26 protein-coding genes are annotated in these 25689 nt (G+C 68.6%); 14 read left to right on the forward strand and 12 right to left on the reverse strand.

Going from position 1 to position 25689, the window contains the following annotated elements; genetic code table 11:
• Window positions 1–89: 89 nt before the first annotated feature.
• On the forward strand, window positions 90–1166 hold the full coding sequence (gene hrcA, locus JKL49_RS01575; protein ID WP_215337787.1) for a heat-inducible transcriptional repressor HrcA: 1077 nt from the start codon (window positions 90–92) through the stop codon (window positions 1164–1166).
• A gap of 2 nt (window positions 1167–1168) precedes the next feature.
• Window positions 1169–1798 (forward strand): nucleotide exchange factor GrpE, encoded by a 630-nt coding sequence (gene grpE, locus JKL49_RS01580; protein WP_215337789.1) that lies wholly within the window; start codon window positions 1169–1171, stop codon window positions 1796–1798.
• Window positions 1799–1807: 9 nt separating this feature from the next.
• Here the strand turns inward: grpE and JKL49_RS01585 are convergent, their stop codons facing one another.
• Window positions 1808–2674, reverse strand: coding sequence for an acyl-CoA thioesterase (locus tag JKL49_RS01585; RefSeq protein ID WP_215337791.1), 867 nt, complete (start codon window positions 2672–2674; stop codon window positions 1808–1810).
• Window positions 2675–2781: 107 nt separating this feature from the next.
• Here JKL49_RS01585 and trmD point away from each other — a divergent pair, with 107 nt between their 5' ends.
• Both trmD and rplS read left to right on the forward strand, forming a co-directional pair.
• Entirely contained in the window at window positions 2782–3492 is a 711-nt protein-coding gene (gene trmD, locus JKL49_RS01590) for a tRNA (guanosine(37)-N1)-methyltransferase TrmD (protein ID WP_215337793.1), read from the forward strand.
• A 25-nt stretch (window positions 3493–3517) separates the two neighbouring features.
• Window positions 3518–3931 carry a 50S ribosomal protein L19 gene (gene rplS, locus JKL49_RS01595; RefSeq protein ID WP_215337795.1) on the forward strand — a complete coding sequence of 138 codons (414 nt, stop codon included), beginning with the start codon at window positions 3518–3520 and terminating at the stop codon, window positions 3929–3931.
• Window positions 3932–3991: 60 nt separating this feature from the next.
• Here rplS and JKL49_RS01600 read toward each other — a convergent pair whose 3' ends face one another.
• From JKL49_RS01600 to JKL49_RS01610, 3 genes are read right to left on the reverse strand one after another with little or no spacing between them, the layout of a single operon-like run.
• Window positions 3992–4462 (reverse strand): GFA family protein, encoded by a 471-nt coding sequence (locus JKL49_RS01600; protein ID WP_215337797.1) that lies wholly within the window; start codon window positions 4460–4462, stop codon window positions 3992–3994.
• The gene (locus JKL49_RS21155) at window positions 4459–4854 is read right to left on the reverse strand and encodes a GFA family protein (protein ID WP_215337799.1); all 396 of its coding nucleotides are present in this window, start codon (window positions 4852–4854) and stop codon (window positions 4459–4461) included. Before JKL49_RS21155 ends, JKL49_RS01600 begins: the two co-directional genes overlap by 4 nt.
• On the reverse strand, window positions 4851–5747 hold the full coding sequence (locus tag JKL49_RS01610; protein ID WP_215337801.1) for a LysR family transcriptional regulator: 897 nt from the start codon (window positions 5745–5747) through the stop codon (window positions 4851–4853). Before JKL49_RS01610 ends, JKL49_RS21155 begins: the two co-directional genes overlap by 4 nt.
• A gap of 89 nt (window positions 5748–5836) precedes the next feature.
• On the opposite strand from JKL49_RS01610, the gene JKL49_RS01615 reads away from it, so the two are divergent.
• The 6 genes from JKL49_RS01615 (at window position 5837) to leuB (ending at window position 11169) form a co-directional block, all read left to right on the forward strand.
• On the forward strand, window positions 5837–6814 hold the full coding sequence (locus tag JKL49_RS01615; protein WP_215337803.1) for an NAD(P)H-binding protein: 978 nt from the start codon (window positions 5837–5839) through the stop codon (window positions 6812–6814).
• A 79-nt stretch (window positions 6815–6893) separates the two neighbouring features.
• Window positions 6894–8321, forward strand: coding sequence for a 3-isopropylmalate dehydratase large subunit (gene leuC, locus JKL49_RS01620; RefSeq protein ID WP_215337805.1), 1428 nt, complete (start codon window positions 6894–6896; stop codon window positions 8319–8321).
• On the forward strand, window positions 8318–9184 hold the full coding sequence (locus tag JKL49_RS01625; RefSeq protein WP_215337807.1) for a VOC family protein: 867 nt from the start codon (window positions 8318–8320) through the stop codon (window positions 9182–9184). The genes leuC and JKL49_RS01625 overlap by 4 nt, the downstream gene beginning before the upstream one ends.
• Window positions 9185–9796 (forward strand): 3-isopropylmalate dehydratase small subunit, encoded by a 612-nt coding sequence (leuD, locus tag JKL49_RS01630; RefSeq protein ID WP_215337809.1) that lies wholly within the window; start codon window positions 9185–9187, stop codon window positions 9794–9796.
• Window positions 9793–10095 carry a putative quinol monooxygenase gene (locus JKL49_RS01635; protein ID WP_215337811.1) on the forward strand — a complete coding sequence of 101 codons (303 nt, stop codon included), beginning with the start codon at window positions 9793–9795 and terminating at the stop codon, window positions 10093–10095. Before leuD ends, JKL49_RS01635 begins: the two co-directional genes overlap by 4 nt.
• A gap of 21 nt (window positions 10096–10116) precedes the next feature.
• Window positions 10117–11169 (forward strand): 3-isopropylmalate dehydrogenase, encoded by a 1053-nt coding sequence (gene leuB, locus JKL49_RS01640; protein ID WP_215337813.1) that lies wholly within the window; start codon window positions 10117–10119, stop codon window positions 11167–11169.
• On the opposite strand, the gene JKL49_RS01645 is transcribed toward leuB, so the two are convergent.
• From JKL49_RS01645 to JKL49_RS01660, 4 genes are all read right to left on the reverse strand, one after another.
• Entirely contained in the window at window positions 11166–13292 is a 2127-nt protein-coding gene (locus JKL49_RS01645; protein ID WP_215337820.1) for a tetratricopeptide repeat protein, read from the reverse strand. The two genes, leuB and JKL49_RS01645, sit on opposite strands and share 4 nt — an antisense overlap.
• Window positions 13289–16117: a M16 family metallopeptidase gene (locus JKL49_RS01650; RefSeq protein WP_215337822.1), complete on the reverse strand. Its 2829-nt coding sequence runs from the start codon at window positions 16115–16117 to the stop codon at window positions 13289–13291. The genes JKL49_RS01645 and JKL49_RS01650 overlap by 4 nt, the downstream gene beginning before the upstream one ends.
• Window positions 16118–16191: 74 nt before the next feature.
• Window positions 16192–16791, reverse strand: a complete 600-nt coding sequence (locus JKL49_RS01655) for a DUF6134 family protein (RefSeq protein ID WP_215337824.1) — start codon at window positions 16789–16791, stop codon at window positions 16192–16194.
• Window positions 16792–16828: 37 nt separating this feature from the next.
• The gene (locus JKL49_RS01660) at window positions 16829–17746 is read right to left on the reverse strand and encodes a bifunctional helix-turn-helix transcriptional regulator/GNAT family N-acetyltransferase (RefSeq protein ID WP_215337826.1); all 918 of its coding nucleotides are present in this window, start codon (window positions 17744–17746) and stop codon (window positions 16829–16831) included.
• A gap of 122 nt (window positions 17747–17868) precedes the next feature.
• Here JKL49_RS01660 and JKL49_RS01665 point away from each other — a divergent pair, with 122 nt between their 5' ends.
• Together JKL49_RS01665 and JKL49_RS01670 are read left to right on the forward strand one after the other, a co-directional pair.
• Window positions 17869–18276, forward strand: a complete 408-nt coding sequence (locus JKL49_RS01665; RefSeq protein WP_215337828.1) for an EVE domain-containing protein — start codon at window positions 17869–17871, stop codon at window positions 18274–18276.
• Window positions 18273–19361 (forward strand): hypothetical protein, encoded by a 1089-nt coding sequence (locus JKL49_RS01670; RefSeq protein ID WP_215337830.1) that lies wholly within the window; start codon window positions 18273–18275, stop codon window positions 19359–19361. The genes JKL49_RS01665 and JKL49_RS01670 overlap by 4 nt, the downstream gene beginning before the upstream one ends.
• On the opposite strand, the gene JKL49_RS01675 is transcribed toward JKL49_RS01670, so the two are convergent.
• On the reverse strand, window positions 19358–19762 hold the full coding sequence (locus tag JKL49_RS01675) for a PaaI family thioesterase (protein WP_215337832.1): 405 nt from the start codon (window positions 19760–19762) through the stop codon (window positions 19358–19360). The genes JKL49_RS01670 and JKL49_RS01675 overlap by 4 nt on opposite strands.
• Before the next feature lie 136 nt (window positions 19763–19898).
• On the opposite strand from JKL49_RS01675, the gene JKL49_RS01680 reads away from it, so the two are divergent.
• Together JKL49_RS01680 and rarD are read left to right on the forward strand one after the other, a co-directional pair.
• Complete coding sequence (locus JKL49_RS01680; protein WP_215337836.1) at window positions 19899–20936, forward strand: aspartate-semialdehyde dehydrogenase; 1038 nt, start codon at window positions 19899–19901, stop codon at window positions 20934–20936.
• Window positions 20937–21205: 269 nt separating this feature from the next.
• Complete coding sequence (gene rarD, locus JKL49_RS01685; RefSeq protein ID WP_215337837.1) at window positions 21206–22114, forward strand: EamA family transporter RarD; 909 nt, start codon at window positions 21206–21208, stop codon at window positions 22112–22114.
• Here rarD and JKL49_RS01690 read toward each other — a convergent pair.
• The 3 genes from JKL49_RS01690 to ahcY form a co-directional block, all read right to left on the reverse strand.
• Window positions 22111–23235, reverse strand: a complete 1125-nt coding sequence (locus tag JKL49_RS01690; RefSeq protein ID WP_215342642.1) for a serine hydrolase domain-containing protein — start codon at window positions 23233–23235, stop codon at window positions 22111–22113. The two genes, rarD and JKL49_RS01690, sit on opposite strands and share 4 nt — an antisense overlap.
• On the reverse strand, window positions 23232–24077 hold the full coding sequence (locus tag JKL49_RS01695; protein WP_215337839.1) for a bifunctional hydroxymethylpyrimidine kinase/phosphomethylpyrimidine kinase: 846 nt from the start codon (window positions 24075–24077) through the stop codon (window positions 23232–23234). Before JKL49_RS01695 ends, JKL49_RS01690 begins: the two co-directional genes overlap by 4 nt.
• Window positions 24078–24202: 125 nt before the next feature.
• Window positions 24203–25594, reverse strand: coding sequence for an adenosylhomocysteinase (gene ahcY / locus JKL49_RS01700; protein ID WP_215337841.1), 1392 nt, complete (start codon window positions 25592–25594; stop codon window positions 24203–24205).
• Between the last annotated feature and the right edge of the window lie 95 nt (window positions 25595–25689).

Raw genomic sequence — 25689 nt, forward strand, 5'->3', positions numbered from 1 at the left:
GGATATGAGCGCGACGTCTTGCGCCGCAGAGGGTCGCGCTTATCCTAGAATACAGAGGTTCCGTCCATGGTTCTGACCTGCCTAGCTCCTTGACCAGCTCACTGTTGACCGGTGGGCCCTCGCTCGCCGCTCTGGACGAGCGCGCCCGCGACATCTTCCGCCGCGTCGTGGAAAGCTATCTGGAAACCGGCGACCCGGTGGGCTCGCGCACCCTGTCCAAGGGCGGCGTTCACCTGTCGCCCGCCTCGATCCGCAACACCATGCAGGACCTGACCCAGCTGGGCTTGCTGGGCGCTCCCCATGTCAGCGCCGGACGGCTGCCGACCCATGCGGGCCTGCGGCTGTTCGTCGACGGCCTGATGGAGATCGGTGACGTGGGCGAGGAGGAGCGGCGCTCCATCGAGCACCGGCTCACCGGCCGGGGCCAGACCTTCGACGACGCCCTCAACGAGGCCAGCGCAATCCTTTCTGGTTTGGCCGGCGGCGCAGGCGTTGTCGTGACCCCGGTCCGCGACGCCGGCGTCAAGCATGTGGAGTTCGTCTCGCTGTCGGCCGACCAGGCGCTGGCCGTCATGGTCTTTGACGACGGGGCGGTGGAGAACCGGCTGATGGCGCTGACCGCGGGCGTCACCCCCAGCGCCCTGCAGGAGGCCTCGAACTTCCTCAACACCCGGCTGCGCGGCAAGACCCTGGCCGAGGCGGGGCGTGAGATGCGCACCGAACTGGACACCGCCCGCCAGCAGCTCAACGAGACCGCCGCACGGCTGGTGGAGGACGGCCTGGCCGCCTGGGGCGGGGGCGAGGTGGCCGAGCGGGCCCTGATCGTGCGGGGCCGCGGCAATCTTCTTGCCGACCCTGAGACCCTGGACGACCTCGAGCGCGTTAGAATGCTGTTCGATGATCTGGAGCAAAAGGAACAGCTCATCGGCCTGCTAGACGGGGTCAACGAAGCTCAGGGCGTGCGCATCTTTATCGGGGCCGAAACGCGGCTGTTTTCGCTTTCGGGTTCCGCCGTGATCGCCGCGCCCTATATGACGGGCAAACAGAAGGTGCTGGGGGCGATCGGCGTGATCGGTCCCGCCCGGCTAAACTATGCCCGGGTCATCCCGCTGGTGGACTATACCGCCCGCGTGCTGTCCCAGGTGCGAGAACGCGTGAAGGATTGAACATGTCCGACGATCAAACGCCGGCCGAAGACGTCAACGACATCGCCGATGCGGCGATCGACCATATCGAGGCCCTGACCGCCGAGAACAAGGCGCTGAAGGAACAGGTGCTGCGCTACGCCGCCGAGGCGGAGAACACGCGGCGCCGCGCCGAGCGCGAGGCCAATGACGCGCGCGCCTACGCCATCCAGAAGTTCGGCAAGGACCTGCTGGCGGCCGCCGACAACATGTCGCGCGCGCTCACCGCGGCGCCCGCCGACAGCCCCGACACGGTGGTGAAGAACTTCGTGGTCGGTGTGGAGATGACGGCGAAATCGCTGCAGACCGCCTTCGAGAACAACGGTCTGAAGAAGATCGAGCCCGACAAGGGCGTGAAGTTCGACCCGCACCAGCACCAGGCCATGATGGAGCAGCCCTCCACCGAGGTCGGCGCCGGCGGGGTGATCCAGGTGCTGCAGCCCGGCTACGAACTGCTGGGCCGGCTGATCCGCCCGGCCATGGTGGTGGTGGCGGCCAAGGGCTCCACAGGTCCGGGCGCCGAACCCTCCGGCGGTCCCGCCAACCCCTACGCCGCCAATGACGCCAGCCACGACGCGTCCCACGACGGCGACGCGGTGGACACCAAGGCCTGAGCGGTCTGTTTAGGCCTTCGCCTCGGGCGTCTTCATGCGGATTAGGCCTTCCTGGGTGACCGAGGCCACCAGGTCGCCCTTGGCGTCATAGATCGAGCCGCGCACGAAGCCGCGGCCACCGGAGGCCGAGGGGCTGTCCTGGTGATAGAGGTGCCACTCGTTGAAGTTCGACGGCTTGTGGAACCACATGGCGTGGTCCAAGCTGGCCGACTGCAGGCCCGGGGTCTGCCATTCCACCCGGTGCGGGCGCATGGCGGTCGACAGCATGTTCATGTCCGACGCATAGGCCATGATCACCTGGTGCATGTGCGGATCGGTCCCGATGGGGGCCGCGGCGCGGAACCAGACGCTGTTCTCAGCGGGCTTGGGGCCCTTGGTCCAGGAGGACGGGCCGACCGAGCGCATCTCGATGGGCCGAGGGCGCGACATCATCTTGCGCATCTCCTCCGGGGCCTTCTCCATCATCTTGCGCTGCTTGACGGAGTCGTCCTCGAGGTCGTCAGGGCCGGGAACCTCGGGCATCGGAATCTGGTGCTCGAAGCCGTCCTCCACCACCTGGAAGGAGGCGGCCAGGTTGAAGATCTGCTTGCCGTTCTGGATCGCCACCACCCGGCGGGTGGTGAAGGTGCCGCCGTCGCGCGAGCGGTCGACGTCGAAGACGATGGGCACGCGGGGATCGCCCGGGCGAATGAAGTAGCAGTGCAGGGAATGGCAGACCCGATCCTCGACCGTCTCATAGGCGGCCAACAGGGACTGGGCGATCACCTGGCCCCCGAAGATGCGACCCGGACCCATGGAGGGGCTGACGCCCCGGAACAGGTTCAGCTCCAGGCGTTCCAGCGACAGGGTCTCGGGCAGGCTCTCAGGGGTGTCCATTATGCGTCTCGAAATATGCTGCAAGTGCGAAAGGCGCTGAATTAGGCCCATCGCGGCGCTCGGGCAAGGCGGTAGAATTACGCGCGCCGATGGTCCAAAAGCGCCCGATGTCCTTCGACGCCACCGTCCTGACCATGTTTCCCGAGGCCTTTCCAGGCCCGCTCGGCGTCTCGCTGATCGGCACGGCGTGGCGCGAGCAGGGGCTCTGGTCCTTGGAAACAGTGGACATTCGGGGATTTTCCAAGGATAAGCGCGGCTTCCTCGACGACACCCCTGCGGGTGGCGGCCCGGGACAGGTGATGCGAGCGGACGTCATCGCTTCTGCGCTGGACAGCGTGGAGCGGCGAGGGCGGCCGCTTTTATATATGAGCGCCCGGGGGCAGCCCCTGACCCAGGCGCGAGTCAAGCAATGGGCTGACGGGCCTGGACTGATCGTCCTGGCCGGCCGGTTCGAGGGGGTGGACCAGCGGGTGCTCGACGCGCGCGGGTTCGAGGAGGTCGCCGTCGGCGACGCGGTGCTCGCCGGTGGCGAGGCGGCGGCGCTGGTGACGATCGAGGCGTGCGTACGGCTGGTCCCCGGTGTGTTGGGGCAGGCCGAGAGCTTGAATGAAGAAAGCTTCGAGGACGGGCTCCTTGAAGGTCCGCAATATACGCGACCGCGGACGTTTGAAGGCCTGGATATCCCCGAGGTGCTGCTGAGCGGCCATCACGCCCTGGTGCGGAAATGGCGGTCTGAGCAGCGGGAAGAGACGACGCGGAAGCAGCGGCCGGACTTGTGGGCGCGGCGAACCGCCAATCAACAGCCAAAGGGCGATTAAGCCCGAAGACCTAGAGGACGACCCGATGAACATCATCCAGCAGCTGGAAGACGAAGAGCGCAACCGCCTTCTCGCCACCCGCAAGATCCCTGATTTCCAAGCCGGCGACACCCTTCGCGTCAACGTGAAGATCAAGGAAGGCGAGCGCGAGCGCGTCCAGGCCTATGAAGGTGTCTGCATCGCCCGTCAGGGCGGCGGCATCAACGAGAGCTTCACCGTCCGCAAGATCTCCTTCGGCGAAGGCGTGGAGCGGGTCTTCCCGACCCACTCGCCGATGATCGAGTCCATCGAAGTGAAGCGCCGCGGCGTCGTGCGGCGCGCCAAGCTCTATTATCTGCGCGACCGTCGCGGGAAGTCGGCGCGGATCGCCGAACGTTCCTACACCGGCGGCACGCCCAAGGCTGAAACCGTGGTCCCGGCGGAAACCGTCGAGGACTAGGGTTTTCCGACCTTACGAGTTTCAAGCGGCGGCCCTGGTGACGGGGCCGCCGTTTTCGTTTCAGCCTTCGATCCAGACCTTCCACGCCTGCATCACCGGCGTGAAATCCGTCGGCTGCGTCTCGTACTGCAGGACGTCCGCGTCGAAGGTCATCCAGGGTTGGGCGCTGCTCACCCAAAAGGCCGAGACCGGGTGTAGCCAGCTGGTGTCGTCCAAGGTCCCGGGCCGGACGGTCAGGGCGTGCGGCCCGCCGGGCGGCTCGGTGAACACCCGGGTCCCGCAGTCGGGGCAGAACCGCTGCGGGATCACCGTCCCCGAAGTCGCCTTGCGCGGCCAGTTGGCAGGCTGCCCTTGCGTGATCTCGAAGTCCTTGCGGAAAACCGGCATGGCCATGGAAAAGGCGCTGCCGGTCAGCGACTGGCAGTCGGTGCAGTGGCAGGTATAGACCGCGATTGGCGGAGCGTTCAGCTGGTAGCGGATGGCGCCGCAGGCGCAGCCGCCTTCGACGGGGAAGCTGGGAAGTCGGCTCATGCGGGGGGCCTTTCCAGGTACTGCGGCAGGTCGTCGTCCAGCTTCAGCCAGGCCAGCATGGTGCTCGTGAAGATGTGCATGTCCGGGGCCAGGGCGCCGGGGTCGTCCAGGGTCGGCAGGCCGACGGCGATGCGGGCCGGCAGGTCGTTCGGCTGGCTGAACACCAGGGTCCCGCAGCGCGCGCAGGACCGCCGCATCAGCCGATCGGAGGTGGGATGGTCCAGGGTCTCACCGGTCAGGGTGATGTCGCCCAGGGCGAACATGGCGCGAGCGTAGAACGGCGTCCCGCCCGCCTTCTGGCAAAGCGTGCAGTGGCAGCAGCGCACGTTCAAAGGCTCGCCACGCGCCTCATAGCGGACCTGGCCGCAGAGGCAGCCGCCTGCGAGAGTCACCGGCTCTTGCCCAGATACTCGGCGAACCCCACCGCCAGGTGGTCGAACATCAGCCGCATGCGGCGGCTGCCTTTCAGATTCTCGTGCATGGCGATCCAGCATTCGAGTTCGAAGGAGAAGGCGTTGGCCAGCACGGGCACAAGGCCGTCGCGTTTTGCGATCTGGTGCTGCACCCCGCCGATCCCCATGCCGGCGCGGACGGCGGAGATCTGGGCGGCGTCGTTGTCGGTGCGGAAGGCGAAGACCTCACGGGTGATCGGCCGCGGGAAATCGATGCCGGCCAGGGCCTCCAGGGCCGGGCGCTCGCGGTCGAAGCCGCATAGGGTGTGGTTCTCCAGATCGTCCAGACTCTCGGGCATGCCGCGCCGGTCGATATAGCCCTGGGTGGCGTAGAACCCGATCCCCAGCATGCCGATCTTGCGAGCCACCAGGGCGCCCTGGGTGGGCCTGGCCATGCGCACGGCGATGTCGGCGTCGCGGCGCGACAGGTCCTCGATCTTGTTGGACAGCACAAGTTCGATCGCGATGTCGGGATGCTGCTCCATGAAGCCGGCCAGGATCTGCGGCAGCACCTCGACGCCGACGATCAGGCTGGCGGCGATGCGGATCGAGCCCTTCTCGCTGTCGGCCGAGCCCGAGGCGTCGCGCGCGGCGGCTGAGGCGGCGGCGTGCATCTCCTCCAGGTGGGTCTTCAGGCTGATGGCCAGGTCCGTAGGGGTCAGGCCGCGGGGACTGCGCAGGAACAGCGGCGCGCCGAGCTGCTGCTCGAGGGCTTCGATGTGGCGGCCGATGGTGGGCTGGGTCAGGCCCCGGGCGCGCGACGCCGCTGACAGGCTGCCGGCCTGCAGCACCGCATGCAGGCTCTGATACAGGTCCCAGGTCGGATCGCTCATGCGCTTATGAATAGCTGAGTCACGGATATCCGCAATTTCGTTTGAGCTCCCCGTCGCCGATCTTTGTTCTCTCAGAAGGAGATGGCGACATGGCGACTTCAGACAAGACCGCGTTGGTGATTGGGGCGACGGGATCGGTGGGCGGCGAGGTCGCCGCTGTGCTGCTGGCGCGGGGCTGGACCGTGCGTGGCCTGCATCGTGACCCGGCCCGGGCGGCCCGCGAGGCGGTCGGCCTGGAACGGATCGAATGGGTGAAGGGCGACGCGCTCTCGGCTTCCGACGTCACCGCGGCGGCGCAAGGGGTGAGTGTCATCGTCCACGCCGCCAACCCGCCGGGCTACCGCAACTGGGCGGGCCTGCTCCTGCCGATGATGGAAGCCAGCATCGCGGCGGCAAAGTCGACAGGCGCGCGGATCCTCCTGCCGTGCAATGTCTACAATTACGGCCCCGACGCCTTCCCGACCTTGCGGGAGGATTCGCCGCAGAACCCGAAGACCCGCAAGGGCGTGATCCGGGTGAAGATGGAGCGGCGGCTGGCGACCGCCGGAGTGCGCAGCCTGGTCGTGCGCGCCGGCGACTTCTTTGGCCCCATCAGCGGCTCCTCCTGGCTGACCGAGGGCATCGTGGCGAAGGACAAGCCCCTGCGCAGCGTGAGCTATCCCGGCCCCCGCGCCATCCGCCACACCTGGGCCTACCTGCCGGACCTGGCGGAGACCATGGCGCGGCTGGCGGAAATCGAGGCGACCCTGCCCGACGTCGCGATGTATAACTTCGGCGGCCACCAGCTCTCCGGCGACGAAATGGTCGCAGCCCTGGAGCGGGTCGCGGGCCGCCGGCTGCCGGTGAAGCGGATTCCCTGGCTGGCCATGCGGGCGGTCGCTCCCTTCGTGGAGACCCTGCGGGAGATGCTGGAGATGCGCTACCTCTGGGAAAACGCGGTCCTGTTGGACAATTCCCGCTTGGTGAAAACCCTCGGCGTGGAGCCCCACACCCCCCTGGAAACGGCGCTGAAGACCGCGCTTCAGGGTCAAGGTTGCCTGCCGATGGACCAAAAAGCCGCGGCCTGAGGCAAATCCTTGCGCGGCGCGGCGTGAAAACGTCGCGGGGTGCTGGACTTACAGCCCCCTCCGACCCTACATGCCGCCCATGTCCGGCAAGACCCTCTATGACAAGATCTGGGATGCGCACGTCGTTGCGGAGCAAGACGGCGAGGCGATCCTCTATATCGACCTGCACCTGATCCACGAGGTGACGACGCCCCAGGCCTTCGCTGGCCTTCGGGCCGCCGGCCGTCCCGTGCGCCGGCCTGACCGCACGCTCGCGGTGGCCGATCACAACGTCCCTACCGAAGGCCAGGCGCTGGGCGTCGGCGCGGTGGCCGACGAAGAGGCGCGCCTGCAGCTCCAGACCCTGGAGCGCAACGTCAAGGACGCCGGCATCGAGTTCTTCCCGATGGGTGATATCCGCAACGGCATCGTCCACGTGGTGGGGCCTGAGCAGGGCCGCACCCAGCCGGGCATGACCATCGTCTGCGGCGACAGTCACACCTCGACCCACGGCGCCTTCGGGGCGCTCGCCCAGGGCATCGGCACGTCGGAGGTCGAGCACGTGCTGGCCACCCAGACCCTGCGCCAGAAGAAGTCGAAGAACCTGCGCGTCACCGTCAACGGGACCCGCGGTCCCGGTGTCGGCGCCAAGGACTTCGCGCTGGCCATCGTCGGCGCCATCGGCACGGCGGGCGGCACCGGCTCGGTGATCGAATATGCCGGCGAGGCGATCGCCGGCCTGTCCATGGAAGGCCGCATGACGCTCTGCAACCTGGCCATTGAAGCCGGGGCGCGGGCGGGTCTCGTGGCCCCGGACCAGACCACCTACGACTACATGGTGGGCCGCCCGGCCACGCCGAAGGGCGCGGCCTGGGAGATGGCGCTGGCCCACTGGAAGACCTTCTTCTCCGACGACGATGCGGTGTTCGACCGCGAGGTGGTGCTGGACGCCGCCCAGATCGCGCCCACCGTCACCTGGGGCACCAGTCCGGAGGACGTGGTGGCGGTCACCGGCCACGTGCCGGCGCCGGAAAGCTTCGCCACCCCCGACAAGCGCGCCTCGGCCGAACGGGCGCTCGACTATATGGGCCTCACCGCCGGCCAGCTGATCAGCGACGCCAAGGTCGATGTGGTCTTCATCGGCTCCTGCACCAACAGCCGCATCGAGGACCTGCGCGCCGCCGCAGAGGTCGCCCAGCACGCCTTCCTCAATGGCCGCCTGGTGGCGCCCCACGTGCGGGCCATGGTGGTGCCGGGCTCGGGCCTTGTGAAGGAACAGGCCGAGGAAGAAGGCCTGGACGCCATCTTCAAGGCCGCCGGTTTCGACTGGCGCGAGCCGGGCTGCTCGATGTGCCTGGGCATGAACCCCGACCGCCTAGCGCCGGGGGAACGCTGCGCCTCGACCTCCAACCGCAACTTCGAGGGCCGCCAGGGCCGGGGCGGTCGCACCCACCTGATGAGCCCGGCCATGGCCGCCGCCGCCGCCATCGCCGGCCACATCGTTGATGTCCGCGAGATGATGAAATGATCACCGGACTGGATCACATCGCCCTGGCAGTGAACGATCTGGACGCGGCCGTCGCCGGCTACCGCGCCCTGCTCGGCCGCGAGCCGAACTGGATCGGCGGCGACGGTGGCGCGCGCCACGCCTGGTTCCAGCTGCCCAACATGGCGCTGGACGTCATCACCCCGCACGGCGAAGGCGCCTTCGGCGACACCATCCGCAGGCATCTGGCCGAACACGGCGAGGGCATCTGGGCGTTGGCCTTCACGGTGGAGAACGCCGAGGCCGCCCAGAAGCTGGTGGGGCGCCGGGGCCTGCGGGGCAGCGTCCCCGGCCCCACCCGCTCGACCCACGACGATGGCCGCAAACGCTACTGGACGACCTCGGCGCTCAATGCCGCCGACACCGGGGGCCTCAACATCCTGCTGGTGGACCCGCCCCGCAGCGGTGAGCCGTGGCCGCTGTCGCCCGCCATCGACAGCGAAGCCTCGGCGGTGAGCGAGCTGGACCATGTGGTGATCAACACCCCCAATCCCGACCGGGCCCTGGCGGTCTACGGCGCCAAGCTGGGCCTCGACCTGCGCCTGGACCGGTCCAACGAGCAGTGGGGCGTGCGCCAGCTGTTCTTCCGCTGCGGCACGGCGGTGGTGGAGATGGGCGCCAGCCTCAAGACCCCGGTGTCCGACGCCCCCGACCGCTTCGGCGGCCTGGCCTGGCGGGTGACCGACGCCGACGCCGTTCAGGCCCGCATCGCCGCGGCCGGCTTCGACGTGTCGGAGGTGCGCAAGGGCCGCAAGCCGGGCACCCGCATCTTCACGGCCCGCAACGTGGTCGGCGGCGTGCCGACCGTCCTGATCCAGCAGAACGCCGAAACCGAGACCGCCTAGATGAAAGCCTTCACCAAGCTCGATGCCCGCATGGCCCCCCTGGCCATGGCCAATATCGACACCGACCAGATCATCCCCAAGCAGTTCCTCAAGACCGTGGAACGTGAGGGCCTGGGCAAGGGCCTGTTTTACGACTTCCGCTTCGACGAGCAGGGGGTGGAGAAGACCGATTTCGTCCTGAACCGGCCGGAGTACAAGGGCGTCGGCGTCCTGGTGGCCGGCGACAATTTTGGCTGTGGGTCGAGCCGCGAGCACGCGCCGTGGGCCTTGCTGGATTTCGGGATCAGCTGCGTGATCTCGTCCTCCTTCGCCGACATCTTCTACAACAACTGCTTCCAGAACGGCCTGCTGCCGGTGGTGCTGACCCCCGATCAGGTCCAGGCCCTGATGGAAGAGGCCAAGGGCGGCAACCACGTGGTCACCATCGACCTCGCGGCCCAGACCGTGGTCTCGCCGTCGGGCGCGACCTTCAGTTTCCAGATCGACCCGCAGCGCAAGGCCAAGATGCTGCAGGGCCTGGACGCCATCGGCGAGACCCTGACGGCCGCCATCGACATCGACGTCTATGAGAGCAAGCGGGCTCTGTCGGAGCCCTGGCTGGAACGGGCGTGAGCGTCATCATCGCCGGGACCGTCCGCGTCCCGCCGGAGAACCTGGACGCCTTCCGTCCCCACATGCTGGTCATGCTGAGCGCCAGCCGCGCCGAGGACGGCTGCCTGGAATATTCCTACGCCCAGGACGTGGCCGACCCGGGCCTGATCCGGGTCTACGAAGCCTGGCGCGACCAGGCCGCCATCGACGCCCACTTTCAGACGCCGCATATGGCGGCGTGGCGCAGCCAGTGGCCCCAGTTCGGTGTTGGCGACCGCAGGCTCTTCGCCTACGAGACCGCCTCAGAACGCGCGCTTTAAGTTCTCTCCAAGGCTCCTCCCATGACCGACCTCCTCCTCCTGCCGGGCGACGGCATCGGACCCGAAGTGACCGCCCAGGTGCGTCGTGTGGTGACGGCTCTGGCCCCCGACCTGAAGGTCGAGGAGCGGCTGTTCGGGGGCGCGAGCTATGACGCGCACGGGACGCCGCTGACCGACGAGGCGCTCACCACCGCCAAGGCGTCGCGCGCCGTGCTGATGGGCGCGGTCGGCGGCCCGCAATGGGCGGGCGTGCCCCGCGACAAGCGGCCCGAGGCGGGCCTGCTGGCCCTGCGCGGTGGGATGGAAGTCTTCGCCAACCTGCGCCCGGCCCTGTGCTTCCAGCCGCTCGCCGACGCCTCCAGCCTCAAGCGTGAGGTGGTCGAGGGCCTGGACTTCATGATCGTCCGGGAGCTGACCGGCGGCATCTATTTCGGCAGCCCGCGCTTCATCGAGGACCTGCCCGGCGGCGGCAAGCGCGCTGTCGACACCCAGGTCTACACCACCGCCGAGATCGAGCGGGTGGCGCGCGTGGCCTTCGAGCTGGCCCGTGGCCGCCGCAACAAGGTGACCTCGGCCGAGAAGTCCAACGTGATGGATTCAGGCCTGCTCTGGCGCCAGGTGGTCACCGACCTGCACGCCCGCGACTATGCCGATGTCGAGCTGGAGCACATCCTGGCCGACAACGCCGCCATGCAGATCGTCAAGAACCCCAAGCAGTTCGACGTCATGGTCACCGACAACCTGTTCGGCGACATCCTGTCGGACATCTCGGCCCAGCTCACCGGCTCGCTCGGCATGCTGCCGTCGGCGGCGCTCGGCGTGGCGGGCAAGCCCGGCCTCTACGAGCCGATCCACGGCTCGGCGCCGGACATCGCCGGCCAGGGCCTGGCCAATCCCCTGGCCGCCATCCTGTCGTTCGAGATGGCCCTGCGCTGGTCGCTGGACCGCACCGACCTGGCCGACAAGCTGTTCGCCGCCGTGAACAAGGCCCTGGAAGACGGCGCCCGCACCCGCGACCTGGGCGGGGCGCTCACCACCGTTCAGATGGGCGACGCGGTGCTGACCGCCCTCTAGGGTTTGATCTTGGGATCGAGCCGCCTGGCCTCGGCCATGTCGGCCGCGGCGCCGGCGGTGTCCCCCAGGTCCTGCTTGGCCAGGCTGCGGACCTGCCAGGCGAAGGCCAGCTTCGGATCGGCCTTGATGGCCAGGTCCAGGGTCTCGACGGCCGACAGATGGTCGTCCATCCGGCGATAGGTCTCGCCCTTCTCCGCCAGGATGTCGGGGTCGCCGGGCGTCAAGGTCAGGGCGGCGTTGAAGTCTTTGATGGCTCGGTCGTAGCGCTCCTCGTCCATGGACAACAGGCCGCGGTCGTAGAGGGTGCGGACGGCGTCGGGCTGCAGGGCGATGGCTTGGTCGAAGTCGGCGCGAGCTAGGTCGTAGTGACCCTCGGCGCGATGCACCTCGCCGCGCCGAGTCAGGGCGCCCGACGCCTTGGGCGACAGCTGCAGATAGAGGTCGAGGTCCTTGCGGGCGCCGGCCAGGTCGCCCTGGGCGATCAGCGCGCCGGACCGCAGGTAGAGGAATTCGTTGTCGTCGGGATAGAGGGCCAGGCCCCCGGTGGCCACCTTCACCACCTCGGCGGGGCGGCCCAGGTTTTCCAGGGCCTGCCCCCGGTCCGTCAGGCCGAGCTTGGACTTCGGATCGAGTTTCAGGCCGCGGTCGATGAGCTTGAGAGCTTCGGCGGGGTCGCTCTGCTCCAGACGCACCTCCGCCAGCCAGAACCAGAGGCGGGATTCATCTGGCGCGACCTTGAGCGCCTGCTCATAGGTCTGGGCGGCGCCGGCCAGATCGCCCCGGTCCACCAGCAGGGCGGCGACGGCGGCCAGGGCGTCGACCTCTTTGGGATCGACCCCAAGCGCCTTGCGATAGCTCTCCATCGCCGCGGCCGGGAGGTCGAGCGCGTTCTCTTCGTCGCCCTTAGAGACGAAGGATGCGGCGCTCTTGGGCTCCAGTTCGGCGGCCTTGGTGAAGTCCGCCAGGGCGGCCTTGTGATTGCCGAGCGCCGCATAGGCCAGGCCGCGCATGTGATAGGTCAGGGCGCGGGGCTGGCGGCCGATGGCGATGTCGTATTGGGTCACCGCCTTGCCGAAGTCGCCGCGCTCCCGCCAGACCAGGGCGCGCTGGTAGGGGACCTCGGCGTCCCTGGGCGCGAGGCTTGCGGCGTCGAAGGCTTCGGCGGCGTCGAGGGCGGCGAGGGCCTGGTCGTACTGCTTCTGGAGGCGGCGGGTCCGCGCCAGGGCCAACTGGACCCCGGAGTCCTTGGGCAGAGCGACGGCCGCGGCTTCGTAGCTTGCGGCCGCCTTGTCGATCGCCTGCTCCGCCTCGAAGACGTAGCCTTTGGCGAAGTATGCGGCGCCCCGCTTCGGGGCCAGCGCCACGGCTCGGTTGGCGTCGGCCTCGGCGCCCTTGAAGTCTTCCAGATCCAGCCGGGCGTAGGCGCGGGATATCAGGGCGTCCACATTGTCCGGGTCGAGCTTCAAGGCCGCGTCGTACTGCGCTACGGCCTCCTTGGAACGGTGCAGGTTCTGCAGGGCGTCGGCGCGCGCGATGCGGATCTCCGGATCGTCGGGCTCCAGGACCGCGGCCTTGTTCAGGTCGGGCAGGGCCGCGGCGTCGTCCGGCGCGAGCTTGGCGCGGTAGAAGTAGGACAGGCCATGCCTGGGATCGGCGGCGATGGCTGCGTTATAGTCGGCCAGGGCCTTCTCAGGATCCTTGCGCCCATACTGCCAGTAGGTGCCACGCAGCCACCAGCCGCCTGCACTTTCGGGGTGGGACTTGATCACGTCGGTGGCCGCGGCGATGGCGTCATCCACGCGGTGGAGGGAGCCCAGGGTCTGGGCCCGGGCCACCTGGGCCACCAGATCGCCGGGCGATAGGGCCAGCGCCGTGTCGATGGCATTCAAGGCTTCCTCGTGACGGCCGAGGCCGCCCAGGGCATAGGCCCGCGAGACATTGGCCCGGGTCAAGGTCGAGGCGTCTGCGCCGGCTGCGATCACGGCGGCGCAGGCCGCTTCCCGCGCCCTGTAGCCGGCCTCGTTGTCCTCGCCGCCGTAGCAGTCCTTGCTTCCGGCCAGAGCCTGCGGCGCGGCGGCCAGCAGGGTCAGGGCGGCCAGGCCACCGATGAAATGTCGAGTCATCTTGCGCCTTCCTGTGGGCGGGGAGCCGGGCGGATCACTGCCACGATGGGGTCATGGGCGAGCCAGGTCGCCGCGGCGGCCTTTACCTGCGCCAGCGTCACCGCCTTGATGCGGTCCTCCTGGTGGAGGGCGTCCTGCAGCCACTCGTCGTGGTGGGCTGATCCCGACAGGGCCTCGGCCCACCAGGCGTTGGTGGCCGCCTCGGCCCGCGCCCCCGACAACATCGGGGTGCGGGCGGCCTCCAGCATCTCCGACGTGATCTGGCCCGCCGCCAGCCGCGTGGCCACGGCGCGCATCTCGGCCCGCACCGCCTCCAGGTCGGCGGGATAGGTCTCCACCAGGGCGTCCAGCTCCCCCTGGTCCACATAGTCCGGGGTCGAGGCGAAGACAGTGGGGGAATAGGTCTTGCCCAGGTGCTCGCGGACCTGGTGGCGCAGTTCGTCGCCGAACACCTCGGCCAGCAGCTTCAGGGCGTCCTCCTCCTTGCGCCGCGCTGGGACCGCCACATAGAGCGGCCAGATCATCGCCACCGCCGCCTTGTCCGGCGAGCCGTAGTGGAGGGTGTCGATCTGTGGCGGCGGCGTGGCGGGGAAGCGCAGGCTGAAGGTGTCGGGACGCGGCTTCGGCGGCGGCCCGCGGGGCGGCAGGGCGCCCAGGGTGCGGGCTATCAGGTCGATGGCGGCGGCCTCGTCCATGTCCCCCACCAGGGTCACCTCGATGGGATCGTGGGTCACCGCGGGCCTCAGGACAGCGGCGAGGTCCTTCGAGGTCAGGCGCTCCATGGCGGCCCGGTCGGGGGTCCCCAGCGGTAGGCCTGGCGCGACGGTGTCCATCACCGCCTCCCGCAGCAGGGCCCACAGGTCGCTCTGGCGGTCGCGGAAATTGTTGTCGATCTCGGTCCCGAACTTGGCGTCCAGGGTGTCGCGGAACCCCGGGTCGGTCATGTAGGCGGTCAGCAGCCGCAGCCGGGGGCTCAGCGTGTCGTCCGACACCACGTGCTCCAGCTTGAAGGCGTAGGGGGTGATGTCCAGATCGAAGTCCAGGGCCTCGTCGCCGAAGATGCCCCTCAGTTCGTCATAGCTGTGCTTGCCCAGCGCCCCGTAGGGGAAGACGCCGGTGGCCGATCCGGCGGTGTCGAAATCCTTGGCCGCCACCTCGCCCCGCCCGGTCCCGAACCAGAGGCGGAGCGCAATGGCGCCATTCTCGAAGCTTGTTTTTTTCAGGGTCAGGATCACCCCGTTGCGGAAGGTGACCCGGGTGATCCCGGCGGCCAGGGTCTCGCGCCGCGCGATCTTGCCGGGCTCGCTCAGCGGCCCATAGGCCCACTGGGCGATGACAGCGTCAGCATATTTGGCGGGACCCTCGCCGGCTTCGCCGCGCCGCCAGCTGGCCAGCAGGGCCTCGCGGGTCGGGGGCTTGGGCGCCGTCAGGGTCAGGAAGGGCCCCGAACCCGACCAGTCGGCGGCGAAGGCGGCCTTGACGTCGGCGGGGGTCACCTCCTCCACCGCCTGGTTGAAGGCCCGCAGTGAGGCCCGTGGCTCCATCACCACCCAGCCCTCCGCCAGGGCCTGGGCAAGGTAGGTGGCCAGGGATGATGACAGCTGGGTCGGGGCGGTGGTGACGTCGGAGCGGACGCTGTTGCGCACCTTGGCCACGGCCGCCTCCACCTCCAGCTCGGTGGGGCCGTCGCGGCCGAACCGGCGAAGCTCGTCCTGACCCGCCGCCAGGGCCGCGTCCCAGGCCTCGGCGTTGGGGGCGGCGCTGAAACAGACGGCCTGGCCGCCGTCCAGGTCGGTCACCGTCATGCCGGCGCTCAGCAGGGTCTTGGAGCCGTTGGTCAACTGGGTCAGCCTGGCGTTCAGGGCCGACTGCCAGACCTGGCGCAGGCTGTTGCGGCGCAGGCTGGCGGCGTTGGTGGTGGCCGGGGGCGAGCCGGGCAGGACCTTGCAGGCCGACAGTCCGCTGGCGATCTGCGGTGTGGCTATCACCAGGGCCTCCAGCCCGCGGCCCGCCTCGATCTCGCCCAGCGCCGCGCGGGCCGGCGGCGACCCCTTGCCGGTCCAGCTGCCAAAGGCCTTGGCGATCGCGGTCTCCATGGCCTCGGGCGCCATGTCGCCCACCATCACCACCCAGGCGGTTTCTGGCCGATACCAGCGAGCGTGGAAGGCCTCTAACACCCCGGGCGTCATGGTTCTCAGGCTGGCGTCCGTGCCGATGGGGTCGCGCAGGGTGCTGCGCAGGCGCGGGGCGACGAAGCTGGTGACCTGGTCGCGCACCAGGGCGCCTGGCGCGTCGCGGGCCTCCTTCTCGGCCAGGACCACGCCGCGCTCGCGGTCCATGGCGGCGGGCTCGAAGGTGATCCCGTCGGCCACGTCCCGCAGCCAGCGGAAGGCCAGGTCCAGATGGGCTGGCGCGGTGTCGGTGAGGTCGAGGCGGTAGGAGGTGGAGGCTACCCCGGTGTCGGCGTTGTGGTCGCGCCCGGCCCCGACGCCGATCAAGGCCAGGGCCCGCTCCAACTCCCCGTCCTGGAAATGGCGCGCGCCGCGGAAGGCCATGTGCTCGACGAAGTGGGCTGCGCCGCGCTCGGCCTCCGTCTCCTCGCGGCTGCCCACATCGACATAGAGCCGTAGGGAGACCGCGCCCTTGGGCAGGGCGTTGCGCATCACGGCGTAGCGCAGGCCGTTGGGCAGGACGCCGCGGCGCAGCGCCGGGTCCTGGGGCAGGGAACGCGAATCTGAGGTCGCGGCCGTGGGGGCGGCCGAGGAGCCGAGCGGCGCCAGACTCAGCGCCAGGACCAGACCCAGCGCGGCACGGATAGTCGGCAAGCGTGTCCCCCTGTCGGCGTGACTCAACCTACAGGATCATACGCCGTCGAAAAGAGGGCTCCCGCATCCGGCGATCAGGCGCGCCGGTACTCCAGGGTCGAGCCATCCTTGAGTTTCCCCTTCAGCGCCGTCCAGACGCCGACCTCGTCGTACCAGTCGTCGATCTCGGCCTCGCCGCGCACGGACCACTGGGTCGCGCCGACCTTGCGGGTGGTGACCTTCAGCAGCTTGCCCTCCTGGGGATTGAACAGGGGGCCGGTGAAGACCTCCGGATTCCAGTGGGTGAAGGGCCGCGCGCCGGCCGGGCCGGTGATGCGGCCCTTGGCGGTCTCGATGACGACACCGGTGTCGGTGCGCCGCGCCGAGACCCGCTCGGCCTTGCCGTTGGAATCGGTGGTGGTCTCCAGGCTGGCGAACCGGCCGCCGGTCCAGCGCTCGACGGCGTGGTGGCGATAGCGGAACACCGGGACGGGTCCCAGCTTCACCGCCATGCGCACGTCGGTGGTGACGGTGGGGGAGGCAGGATCGCCCGCGAAACTCATCAGGTGCTCGCCGATCCGCGCGCCGTTGCGCAGGACGTGGAAGGCCAGGCGACGGCTTGGCGGTGTGGCGGCGAGGGTCAGGCCGGGCAGGGCGGCCAGGCCGCCGGCGAGCAGGAGGCGTCGATCGATCATGCCTGAACCTACGCGCGGAACGACCACCCGGATGCGCTCAGAGGGTCAGGCGCCAGGTCTCCGACACCTGCTCAGGCCCCAGATCGGCATGGGTCCAGCTGTCGATCATCTCGAACCCAGCGGCGGCGTAGATGCCGCGCGCGGCTGTCAGCACCGCGTGGGTCCAGAGCACCACCTCGGCGTATCCGGCGGCCTGTGCGAAGGCCACGCACTCGGCCACCAGCCGCTTGCCCAGCCCCAGGCCGCGGGCGGCCGGCGTCAGCATCAGCAGGCGCAGCTTGGCCTGGCCCGGCGCCTCCCCCTTGACCAGGAAGATGGAGCCAAGCCGCTCGCCGCCCCGCTCGGCGATCCAGCAGTGCTCCAGCGTCGGATCGAAATTGGCGAGGAAGTCAGCGCAGACCCGGGCGGTGAGGCTCTCAATGCGGCTATCCCACCCGTACTCCCGCGTATAGACCTCGCCGTGCTGTTCGATGATCCAGCCCATGTCGCCGGGCCGGTGCGGGCGCAGGATCACCTCCGGCGCAGGCCCCGGATCCAGCAGGCTCCGAACCTCGGTCATGGCCCGGGTCAGCCGCCCGCGCTGGCCGTCGTCCAGCCCCGCGATGATCCTTTCCACCACCTGGTTCGACGCCGCGTCCAACCCTGAGAAGATCTCGGCCCCCTTGGCCGCCAGGGTGATGGTGATGCTGCGGCCGTCCTCCGGCGAAGGCGCGCGCGTCGTCAGCGCCTCGCGCTCGAAACGTTTGAGGATGCGCGACAGGTAGCCCGCGTCCAGGCCGGTGACCCCGCTGATGGCCTTGGGCGTCAGGCCCTCCGGCGCCTTGGCGATCTCGTAGAGCACCCGGCCCTCGGCGACGCTCAGCGGCGTGCCCAGATAGGCCTCCTCCAGCACCCCGATCGTGCGGGTGTAGAAGCGGTTGAAGCCGCGGATGGCGGCGATGGGGTCGGGGGTCATCGCGGCTCCTTCCGAGGCGGGAAGGAAAGCCACATATTTGACTGAGTCAACTATATCTGAGGTGCTTGCCAAGCGCCGCCGTGGACGGCGATATCGTGGCGAAGATCTGAGGGAATGCGCCGATGGCCCACTGGCTGATGAAGTCCGAGCCCGAGAAGTTCAGCTATGAGGACCTGGTCCGCGACGGCAAGACTGTCTGGGACGGGGTGCGCAACAACCAGGCCGCCCTCTACCTCAAGGCCATGAAGGTGGGCGACGAGGCCCTCTTCTACCACTCCCAGAAGGGGCTGGAGGTGGTGGGGATCTGCAAGGTGGCGCGCGAGGCCTTCCTCGATCCCAGCGACCCGGCGGGCCGCTTCGTCGCCGTGGAGGTCACCCCGGTGCGCAAGCTGAAGCAGCCTGTCAGCCTGGCGGCGATGAAGGCCAACCCGGCGCTCGCCGAGATGAAGATGTTCAGGCAGTTTCGCCTCTCGGTCTGCCCCGTCGAGTCCGCCGAGTGGAAGGCGATCCTGGCCATGGCCGGCGAGTGATCCGGTTCTGGGCGGCCCTTGGTCTGGGTCTTGGCCTCGCCGGATCTGTCCAAGCCCAGCCGGTTGAGCCCGCGCCGTCGGCGCCGCTGACCGCCCCGCCCATCGCCTGGGCGCAAGGCGCCTCGATCATGACCCGCCTGCTGGAGACCGCCGCCCCGTCGAGCCTGGCGGTCTACACCACCATGGCCGGGGACAAGGACAAGCAGGGCCTGTCGGTCGGCGCCCTGCAATGGAACTTCGGCCAGGGGACCATCGCCGACCTGATCGACCGCGTGCCGGACGCTGACGCCCTGGCCGCCACCGCCATGCCCTTCCATGGCGCGGACTTCGTGAAGTACGCCCGGCTGTCCCGCGATCCCCTGACCCGTCCCGAGGCCCTGGCCTGGGCGCGTTCGGTGCAGAGCGACGGCGTGATCGATCCGGCCTTCGCCATCGAGCTGGCGGGTTTCCTGGGCGACCCGGCCATGGTGGCGGCCCAGGACGCCGGTGAGCAGGTGTTCCGCGCCTCGGCCTGGAACCTTGCCACCAAATGGTCGGCGAACCTGCAGGGACGCCCGTCACCCCACTTCTCTGAATACGCCTTCTTCTACGACATGCGGGTCCAGGCCGGGGCCCGCTACCTCGACGAGATCGAGGCGGTGATGGCCAAGCTCGCCACCTTCAAGGCCGGCGAAACCCGCGACGTCGACTTCGTCTCGCGCGCCCGCACCGGAGCGGCCTTCGTGGCGATGAAGAACGACGTCCCCTGTGTGATCCCCACCGCCAAGCGCCCCAACCTGGCGGCGGGCCACGTCTGGGACGGCCAGGCCAACTGCGCCATCTGGCGCGCGATGATCGCGGGCGGCGAAACCCAGAGCGCCGACCGGGAGCTGCTGGTGCTCGCCTTCCTGCGGGCCTATGTCGGCTCCGACGCGTTCGCGGTGAATCTGTTCAATCGCAAGGGCCTGTTCGCCACGGGCCGCGGCCTGGCCAACGGCCGTTCCTGCGACTTCCGCATCCTCTTCGCGGCCCTGGACGCCGGGGAGAGCGTAACGGCCGATCAGGTCTCGGGCGCCTGTCGCGCGCCCAAGCCCGGCAAGGGTTAGTCGGCGGGCTTTTCGGCCAGGGCCACGGTCATCTGGGTCTGGATGACGATGGCCACCAGCCGGCCGTCCTCGCCCGTGATCCGGGTCTGCCAGACGCTCGAGGACCGGCCGACGTGCAGAGCCGTGGCCTCGCCGGTCACCGTCGTCCCTTCCTTGGCCGAGCCGACGAAGTTGGTCTTGCTCTCGATGGTGGTGGTCCGCGAGCCGACCGGCAGATTCAGAAAGCCGCCGACCGCGCCCAGGGCGTCGGCGAAGGCCATGATCGCTCCGCCGTGCAGGATATGGCCGGAGGTGCAGAGGTCAGCGCGAACCAGGAGCTTGCCGATCACCTTGTCCTTGGAGGGATCGGTGATCGCCACGCCCATCAGGTTGGCGAAGGGCATGCCGGTGTCTTGGGTCATGAAGTTTCCTCGAACGTGTTCGTTTCTTGGGCGCCACCGTAACGTGCTTCGCGGCGATCCAAAGCGCCGTCCAGCTTGCGATTTCGGGCCTGCGAGCGTAACGGAACGCTCCGCTTGAAGATCAGGAGAGACTCCGATGGGCTATCGCGTAGCCGTCGTCGGCGCCACGGGTAATGTGGGCCGCGAAATGTTGAACATCCTTGAGGAGGTTCAATTCCCCATCGACAAGATTCACGCCATCGCCAGCCGCAAGTCGATCGGCGTCGAGGTCTCGTTCGGCGAGAAGATCATCAAGTGCCAGGACGTGGAGCAGTTCGACTTCTCCACCGTCGACGTGGTGCTGATGAGCGTGTCTGGAACCTTCTCCAAGGAATGGTCGCCCAAGATCGGCGCCGCCGGTCCCATCGTCATCGACAACTCCTCGGCCTTCCGGATGGACCCCGACGTCCCCCTGGTGGTGCCGGAGGTGAACCCCGACGACGTGAGCTGGGCGCACAGGAAGAACATCATCGCCAACCCCAACTGCTCGACCGCCCAGCTGGTGGTGGCCCTGAAGCCGCTGCATGACCGGGCCAAGATCAAGCGGGTGGTGGTCTCGACCTACCAGTCGGTCTCCGGGGCCGGCAAGGAAGGCATGGACGAGCTGTTCGACCAGACCAAGAACGTATTCGTCCTGGGGGCGACGCCGCCCAAGAAGTTCCCCAAGCAGATCGCGTTCAATGTCATCCCCTTCATCGGGTCGTTCCAGGACGACGGCTACACCGACGAAGAGCAGAAGATGTGGAACGAGACCCACAAGATGATCGACCCGGCCATCAAGCTGACGGTCACCTGCGTGCGCGTCCCGGTCATGGTCGGCCACTCCGAAGCGGTGAACATCGAGTTCCATGAACACCTCGACGAGGACGAGGCCCGCGACCTGCTGCGCGAGAGCCCGGGCCTGATCGTCATCGATAGCCGCAACGACCAGGGCTACATGACGCCCAAGGAAGCGCAGGGCGAGTTCCCGGTCTTCGTCAGTCGCATCCGCAACGACCCCACCGTCGAGCACGGCCTGAACCTCTGGGTCGTGGCCGACAACCTGCGCAAGGGCGCCGCCCTGAACGCGGTGCAGATCGCCCAGCTCCTGCACGAGCGCGGCCTGATCAAGACCAAGGCCATCGCCAGCGCGTAAGGCGACCCTGACCTTCGGCCCAGGATTCCTGGGCCGAAGGCCGCCAGCTGTTGCGCGATTGGCCCTTCCCCGATCCCCCGATGCTCCTAGAGCATGATCGTTTTAGACGGAACCGCGTAGCGGTCCCGGCTGAAGCGTGAATCATGCTCTCGCTTAAATCTGGAGCCTGATTCACCGCATCGGCGGAATCGCGAAGCGATTCCACCTCAACGGATCAGGCTCTAGGTAGGGAGCCCGCAACCTGCTGACGCTTCGAAAGCCCGCCCGCCGTGACTGAGACCGCCTCGATCAACCGCACGGCGCTCGGCGCAGGCATCCTCTGCTACTTCATCTGGGGCTTCGTGCCGCTCGCCTTCCAGGCCATTGGCCACCTGGGCGTCGGTCCCTGGGAGACGCTCGCCCACCGGACGGTCTGGGGGGCGCCCACCGCCCTGATCTTCGTGCTGCTGGCCAAGCAGTGGGGCCAGGTGGTGGGCGTGTTCCGCCAGCCCAAGGTGTTGGCCTGGCTCGCCCTGTCGGCGAGCCTGATCGCCGTCAACTGGATGGTGTTCATCTGGGCGGTCAATTCCGGTCGGGTGCTGGAATCCAGCCTCGGCTACTACATCACCCCGCTGATCAACATGGCCGCCGGGACCCTGCTGTTCCGCGAGCGCATGGACCGCATCGGCGTCGCCGCCATCTGCCTCGCCGTGGTGGGTTCGGTGATCCAGGCCGTGGCGCTTGGCCATCTGCCCCTGGTCTCCCTGGCCCTGGCCTTCTCCTTCGGCGGCTACGGCGTGGTGCGCAAGCAGGTCCAGGCCGACGCCCAGACGGGCCTGTTCATCGAGTGCCTGCTCCTGGCCATCCCCAGCTTCTTCTTCGTGCTCTGGCTGGAACATCAGGGGGCAGGCCACTTCCTGGCCTCGCCTGCCACCATCGCCTGGCTGATCGCCTCGGGGCCTATCACGGCTGTGCCGCTGGTGCTGTTCGCCTGGGCGGCGCGGCGGATCCCGCTGTCGTTCATGGGCTTCCTGCAGTTCATCGGCCCCACCATCGCCTTCGCGATCGGGGTGCGTCAGGGCGAGGCCTTCACCCCGCTGCGCGCCATCTCCTTCGTCTTCATCTGGGGCGGCGCGGCGGTGTTCACCTACGGCGCCTGGCGTCGTAGCCGGGCCCTGCCGAGCCCGGTGGTCGCCTAGAGCGACCCGTAGGCGGCTGCGATCAGGGCCCTGGGCCGGGGGTCGCCGATCAGGTCGGGCGACTGGCGGTTCATCACATAGGCGCCGGAAAGCCCGGTCTGCGGGTCGGCGAAGACGCAGGAGCCGCCCCAGCCGGAGTGGCCGAAGGTCTGGTCCCCCTGGCCCCAGACCTTCACAGCTGAATTGCGCATGAAGCCCGCGCCCCAGCTCATCTCGAAGGGCAGGACCAGGTCCTGGCCACGGATGCGTTCCCGCGACGCTTCGGCGATGAGGGCTGGCGACAGGATCACCTCGCCGTCCAGCCAGCCGTCATTGGCCAGCGCCCCAAACAGGCGAGCAAGACCCAGCGCCGTGGCGTGGCCATTGGCCGAGGGGATCTCCGCGCGACGCCACTCCGCCTGCCCCCGCCCGCCGGCCGAGGACCAGGGGGTGAGGAAGGCCGCCCGCGTGGCCTCGTTGATCACCCCGAACTTGGCCGGGCCGTTGGGCCGCTGCATGTCGGCGGTGCGGTCGTGCTCGCTGTCGGGCAGGCCGATCCAGATATCCAGGTCGAAGGGGACCGCCAGATCCTGGCGTAGCGCCGCGCCCATGGTGCGCCCGTCCACCCGGCGGAAGATCTCGCCGGCGATGTAGCCGAAGGTCACGGGGTGGTAGCCGCTGGCGGTTCCCGGCGGCCACAGGGGCGCCATGGCTGCCAGCTTGGCGCAGATGGCGTCCCAATCGAACCACAGGGACGGTTCCATGGGATCGGGGAAACCCGACAGCCCCGCCTGGTGGCTCATGGCCTGCTCGATGGTGATCGCGGCCTTCCCGGCCTGCGCGAATTCCGGCCAGACGCTGGCGACGGTCTGGCCGTAGTCCAGCTTTCCGGCGTCCACCAGCCGGGCGATCAGCAGGGCGGCGATGGCCTTGGTGCTGGAGAAGATAGCGGTCAGGGTCTTGTCGTCGAAGGGTTTGGTGCGCTGGCGGTCGGCGTATCCCGCCCAGAGGTCGACCACGACTTCGCCGCCATGGACCAGGGAGAACCGGGCCCCCATTTCCGCGCCCCGCTCGAAATTGGCCTCGAAGGCCTCGCGCACCGCGGAAAACGTGGGCGGGCAGGTTCCGAAGATCGCGGTCAGATCAGCCGCTCCATGCGCACCGTCGGCGAGGCGGCCTTCAGCCGCTGGGACATGGCCACGATGGGCAGTTCGGCGACATTCCAGATCTGGGCGGCGCTGATGGTCTCGGCCACTCCGCCCACGGCGCGGGCCAGGGCATAGGAGGTGGTCAGGCCGTCGATCAGGGCCGCGCCGAACAGGGCCGAGAGCAGGTCGCCGGTGCCCTTGGGGGCGCTATCGGCACGGGGGTGGGCGGCCAGCCAGGCCTCCTTCTTGTCGGCGTAGATCACCCCGATTTCGCCGCCGCGCTGGACGGAGGAGACCATCACCGGGCGGCCCAGCAGCCGGGCGGCGTGCAGGGCCTGGGTGGGATCGCGGGTCTCGGCCCCGGTCATCCTCTGCAGCTCCCAGGCGTTGGGGGCGACGATGTCGGCGCGGGGGACCAGTTCGCCGATCACCGCATCGGCCACATCAGCGGCGACATAGAGCCCCTTGCCGGCGTCGCCTATGGTGGGGTCGACGATGACGATGGGCCTGCGGGCGCCGGCCTCGCGCGGCGCGGCGCGCACGGCGTCGATGGCGCGGGCGGCGGCGCGGACCTGGGCGGCCGTGGCGAAATAGCCGGTGAGCACCAGGTCGGTCTGGGCGAAGAGGCCATTGGCCTCGATGCCGTCCAGCATCCCCTCGATGGCCTCGACAGGCACGGACGCCCCGCCGGGCGCGCCCCAGCCGGGATGGCGGCCATAGAGGACCGTGGGGACGACCATGGTGTCGATGCGGAACGGCGCCAGGGCCTGGGCCTGGGCGGTCCCGCCGACACGGCTGGCGGCGACATGACTGGAGATGACAAGCGCGAGCGGCATGGCCGGTTTGTTAGCCGAGCCCTTAGGGCGGCGCTAGCGGTAGAACGAAAACGTCATCCCCCGGCGCTTGGGGGGCTCGGCGGACTGGAGATACGCCGGCGCCGGGGGATGACGAAGCCTAGGGTTTAGTAACGATAGTGGTCCGGCTTGAACGGGCCGGCGGTGGGCACGCCGATATAGTCGGCCTGGTCCTTGGACAGCACGGTCAGCTTGGCGCCCAGCTTGCCCAGGTGGAGCATGGCCACCTTTTCATCGAGGTGCTTGGGCAGGGTGTAGACCTTGGTTTCGTACTTGGCGCCGTTGGTCCACAGCTCGAGCTGGGCGAGCGTCTGATTGGTGAAGGAGGCGCTCATCACGAAGCTGGGGTGGCCGGTGGCGTTGCCCAGGTTCACCAGGCGGCCTTCCGACAGCAGGATGATCTTCTTGCCGTCCGGGAACTCGACGTGGTGGACCTGATCCTTGATCTTGTCCCACTTGAAGTTCTTCAGGCCGGCGACTTGGATCTCGCTATCGAAGTGGCCGATGTTGCAGACGATGGCGTTGTTCTTCATCGCCCGCATGTGGTCGACGGTGAGAACGTCCTTGTTGCCCGTGGCGGTGACGAAGATGTCGCCCTTGTCGGCGACGTCTTCCATGGTCTGGACCTCGTAGCCCTCCATGGCGGCCTGCAGGGCGCAGATCGGATCGACCTCGGTGACGATGACGCGGGCGCCGCCGTTTCGCAGCGAGGCGGCCGAGCCCTTGCCCACGTCGCCGTAGCCCAGGACCACGGCGACCTTGCCCGAGAGCATGACGTCGGTGCCGCGGCGGATGGCGTCCACCAGGCTTTCACGGCAGCCATAGAGGTTGTCGAACTTGGATTTGGTGACGCTGTCGTTGACGTTGATGGCGGGGAACGGCAGCTCGCCGCGTTCCGACATCTGGTACAGGCGGTGGACGCCCGTGGTGGTCTCTTCCGACACGCCCTTGCAGGCGTCGCGGATGCCCGAATAGAAGCCGGGCTTTTCCTTGATGTAGCGCTTCATCACCGCGAACAGGGCTTCCTCTTCCTCGTTCTGCGGGTTGGCCAGGACGCTGATGTCCTTCTCGGCCTTGGGGCCCAGCACGCAGAGCAGGGTGGCGTCGCCGCCGTCGTCGAGGATCAGGTTCGGGTAGCCGCCGTCATGCCACTCGAAGATGCGGTGGGCGTACTCCCAGTACTCCACCAGGTTCTCGCCCTTGATGGCGAAGACCGGGGTGCCGGCGTCGGCGATGGCCGCGGCGGCGTGGTCCTGGGTGGAGAAGATGTTGCACGAGGCCCAGCGGACTTCCGCGCCCAGGGCTTCGAGGGTCTGGATGAGCACCGCGGTCTGGATGGTCATGTGCAGGGAGCCGGCGATGCGGGCGCCCTTCAGGGGCTGGGCCTTGCCGAACTCGGCGCGCACGGCCATCAGGCCCGGCATCTCGGTCTCGGCGATAGCGATTTCCTTGCGACCGAAGTCGGCGAGGGTGATGTCTTTCACGACATAGTCGGTCATCAGGGCTTCCTGTCGGCGCAAATGCAATTGCGGGCTCTATAGCCGCGCAAGCGGAACCCTGCAACAAACATATAAAGATGTCTTTATATGACGAG

The organism is Phenylobacterium glaciei (assembly GCF_016772415.1).
Classification (GTDB): Bacteria; Pseudomonadota; Alphaproteobacteria; order Caulobacterales; family Caulobacteraceae; genus Phenylobacterium; species Phenylobacterium glaciei.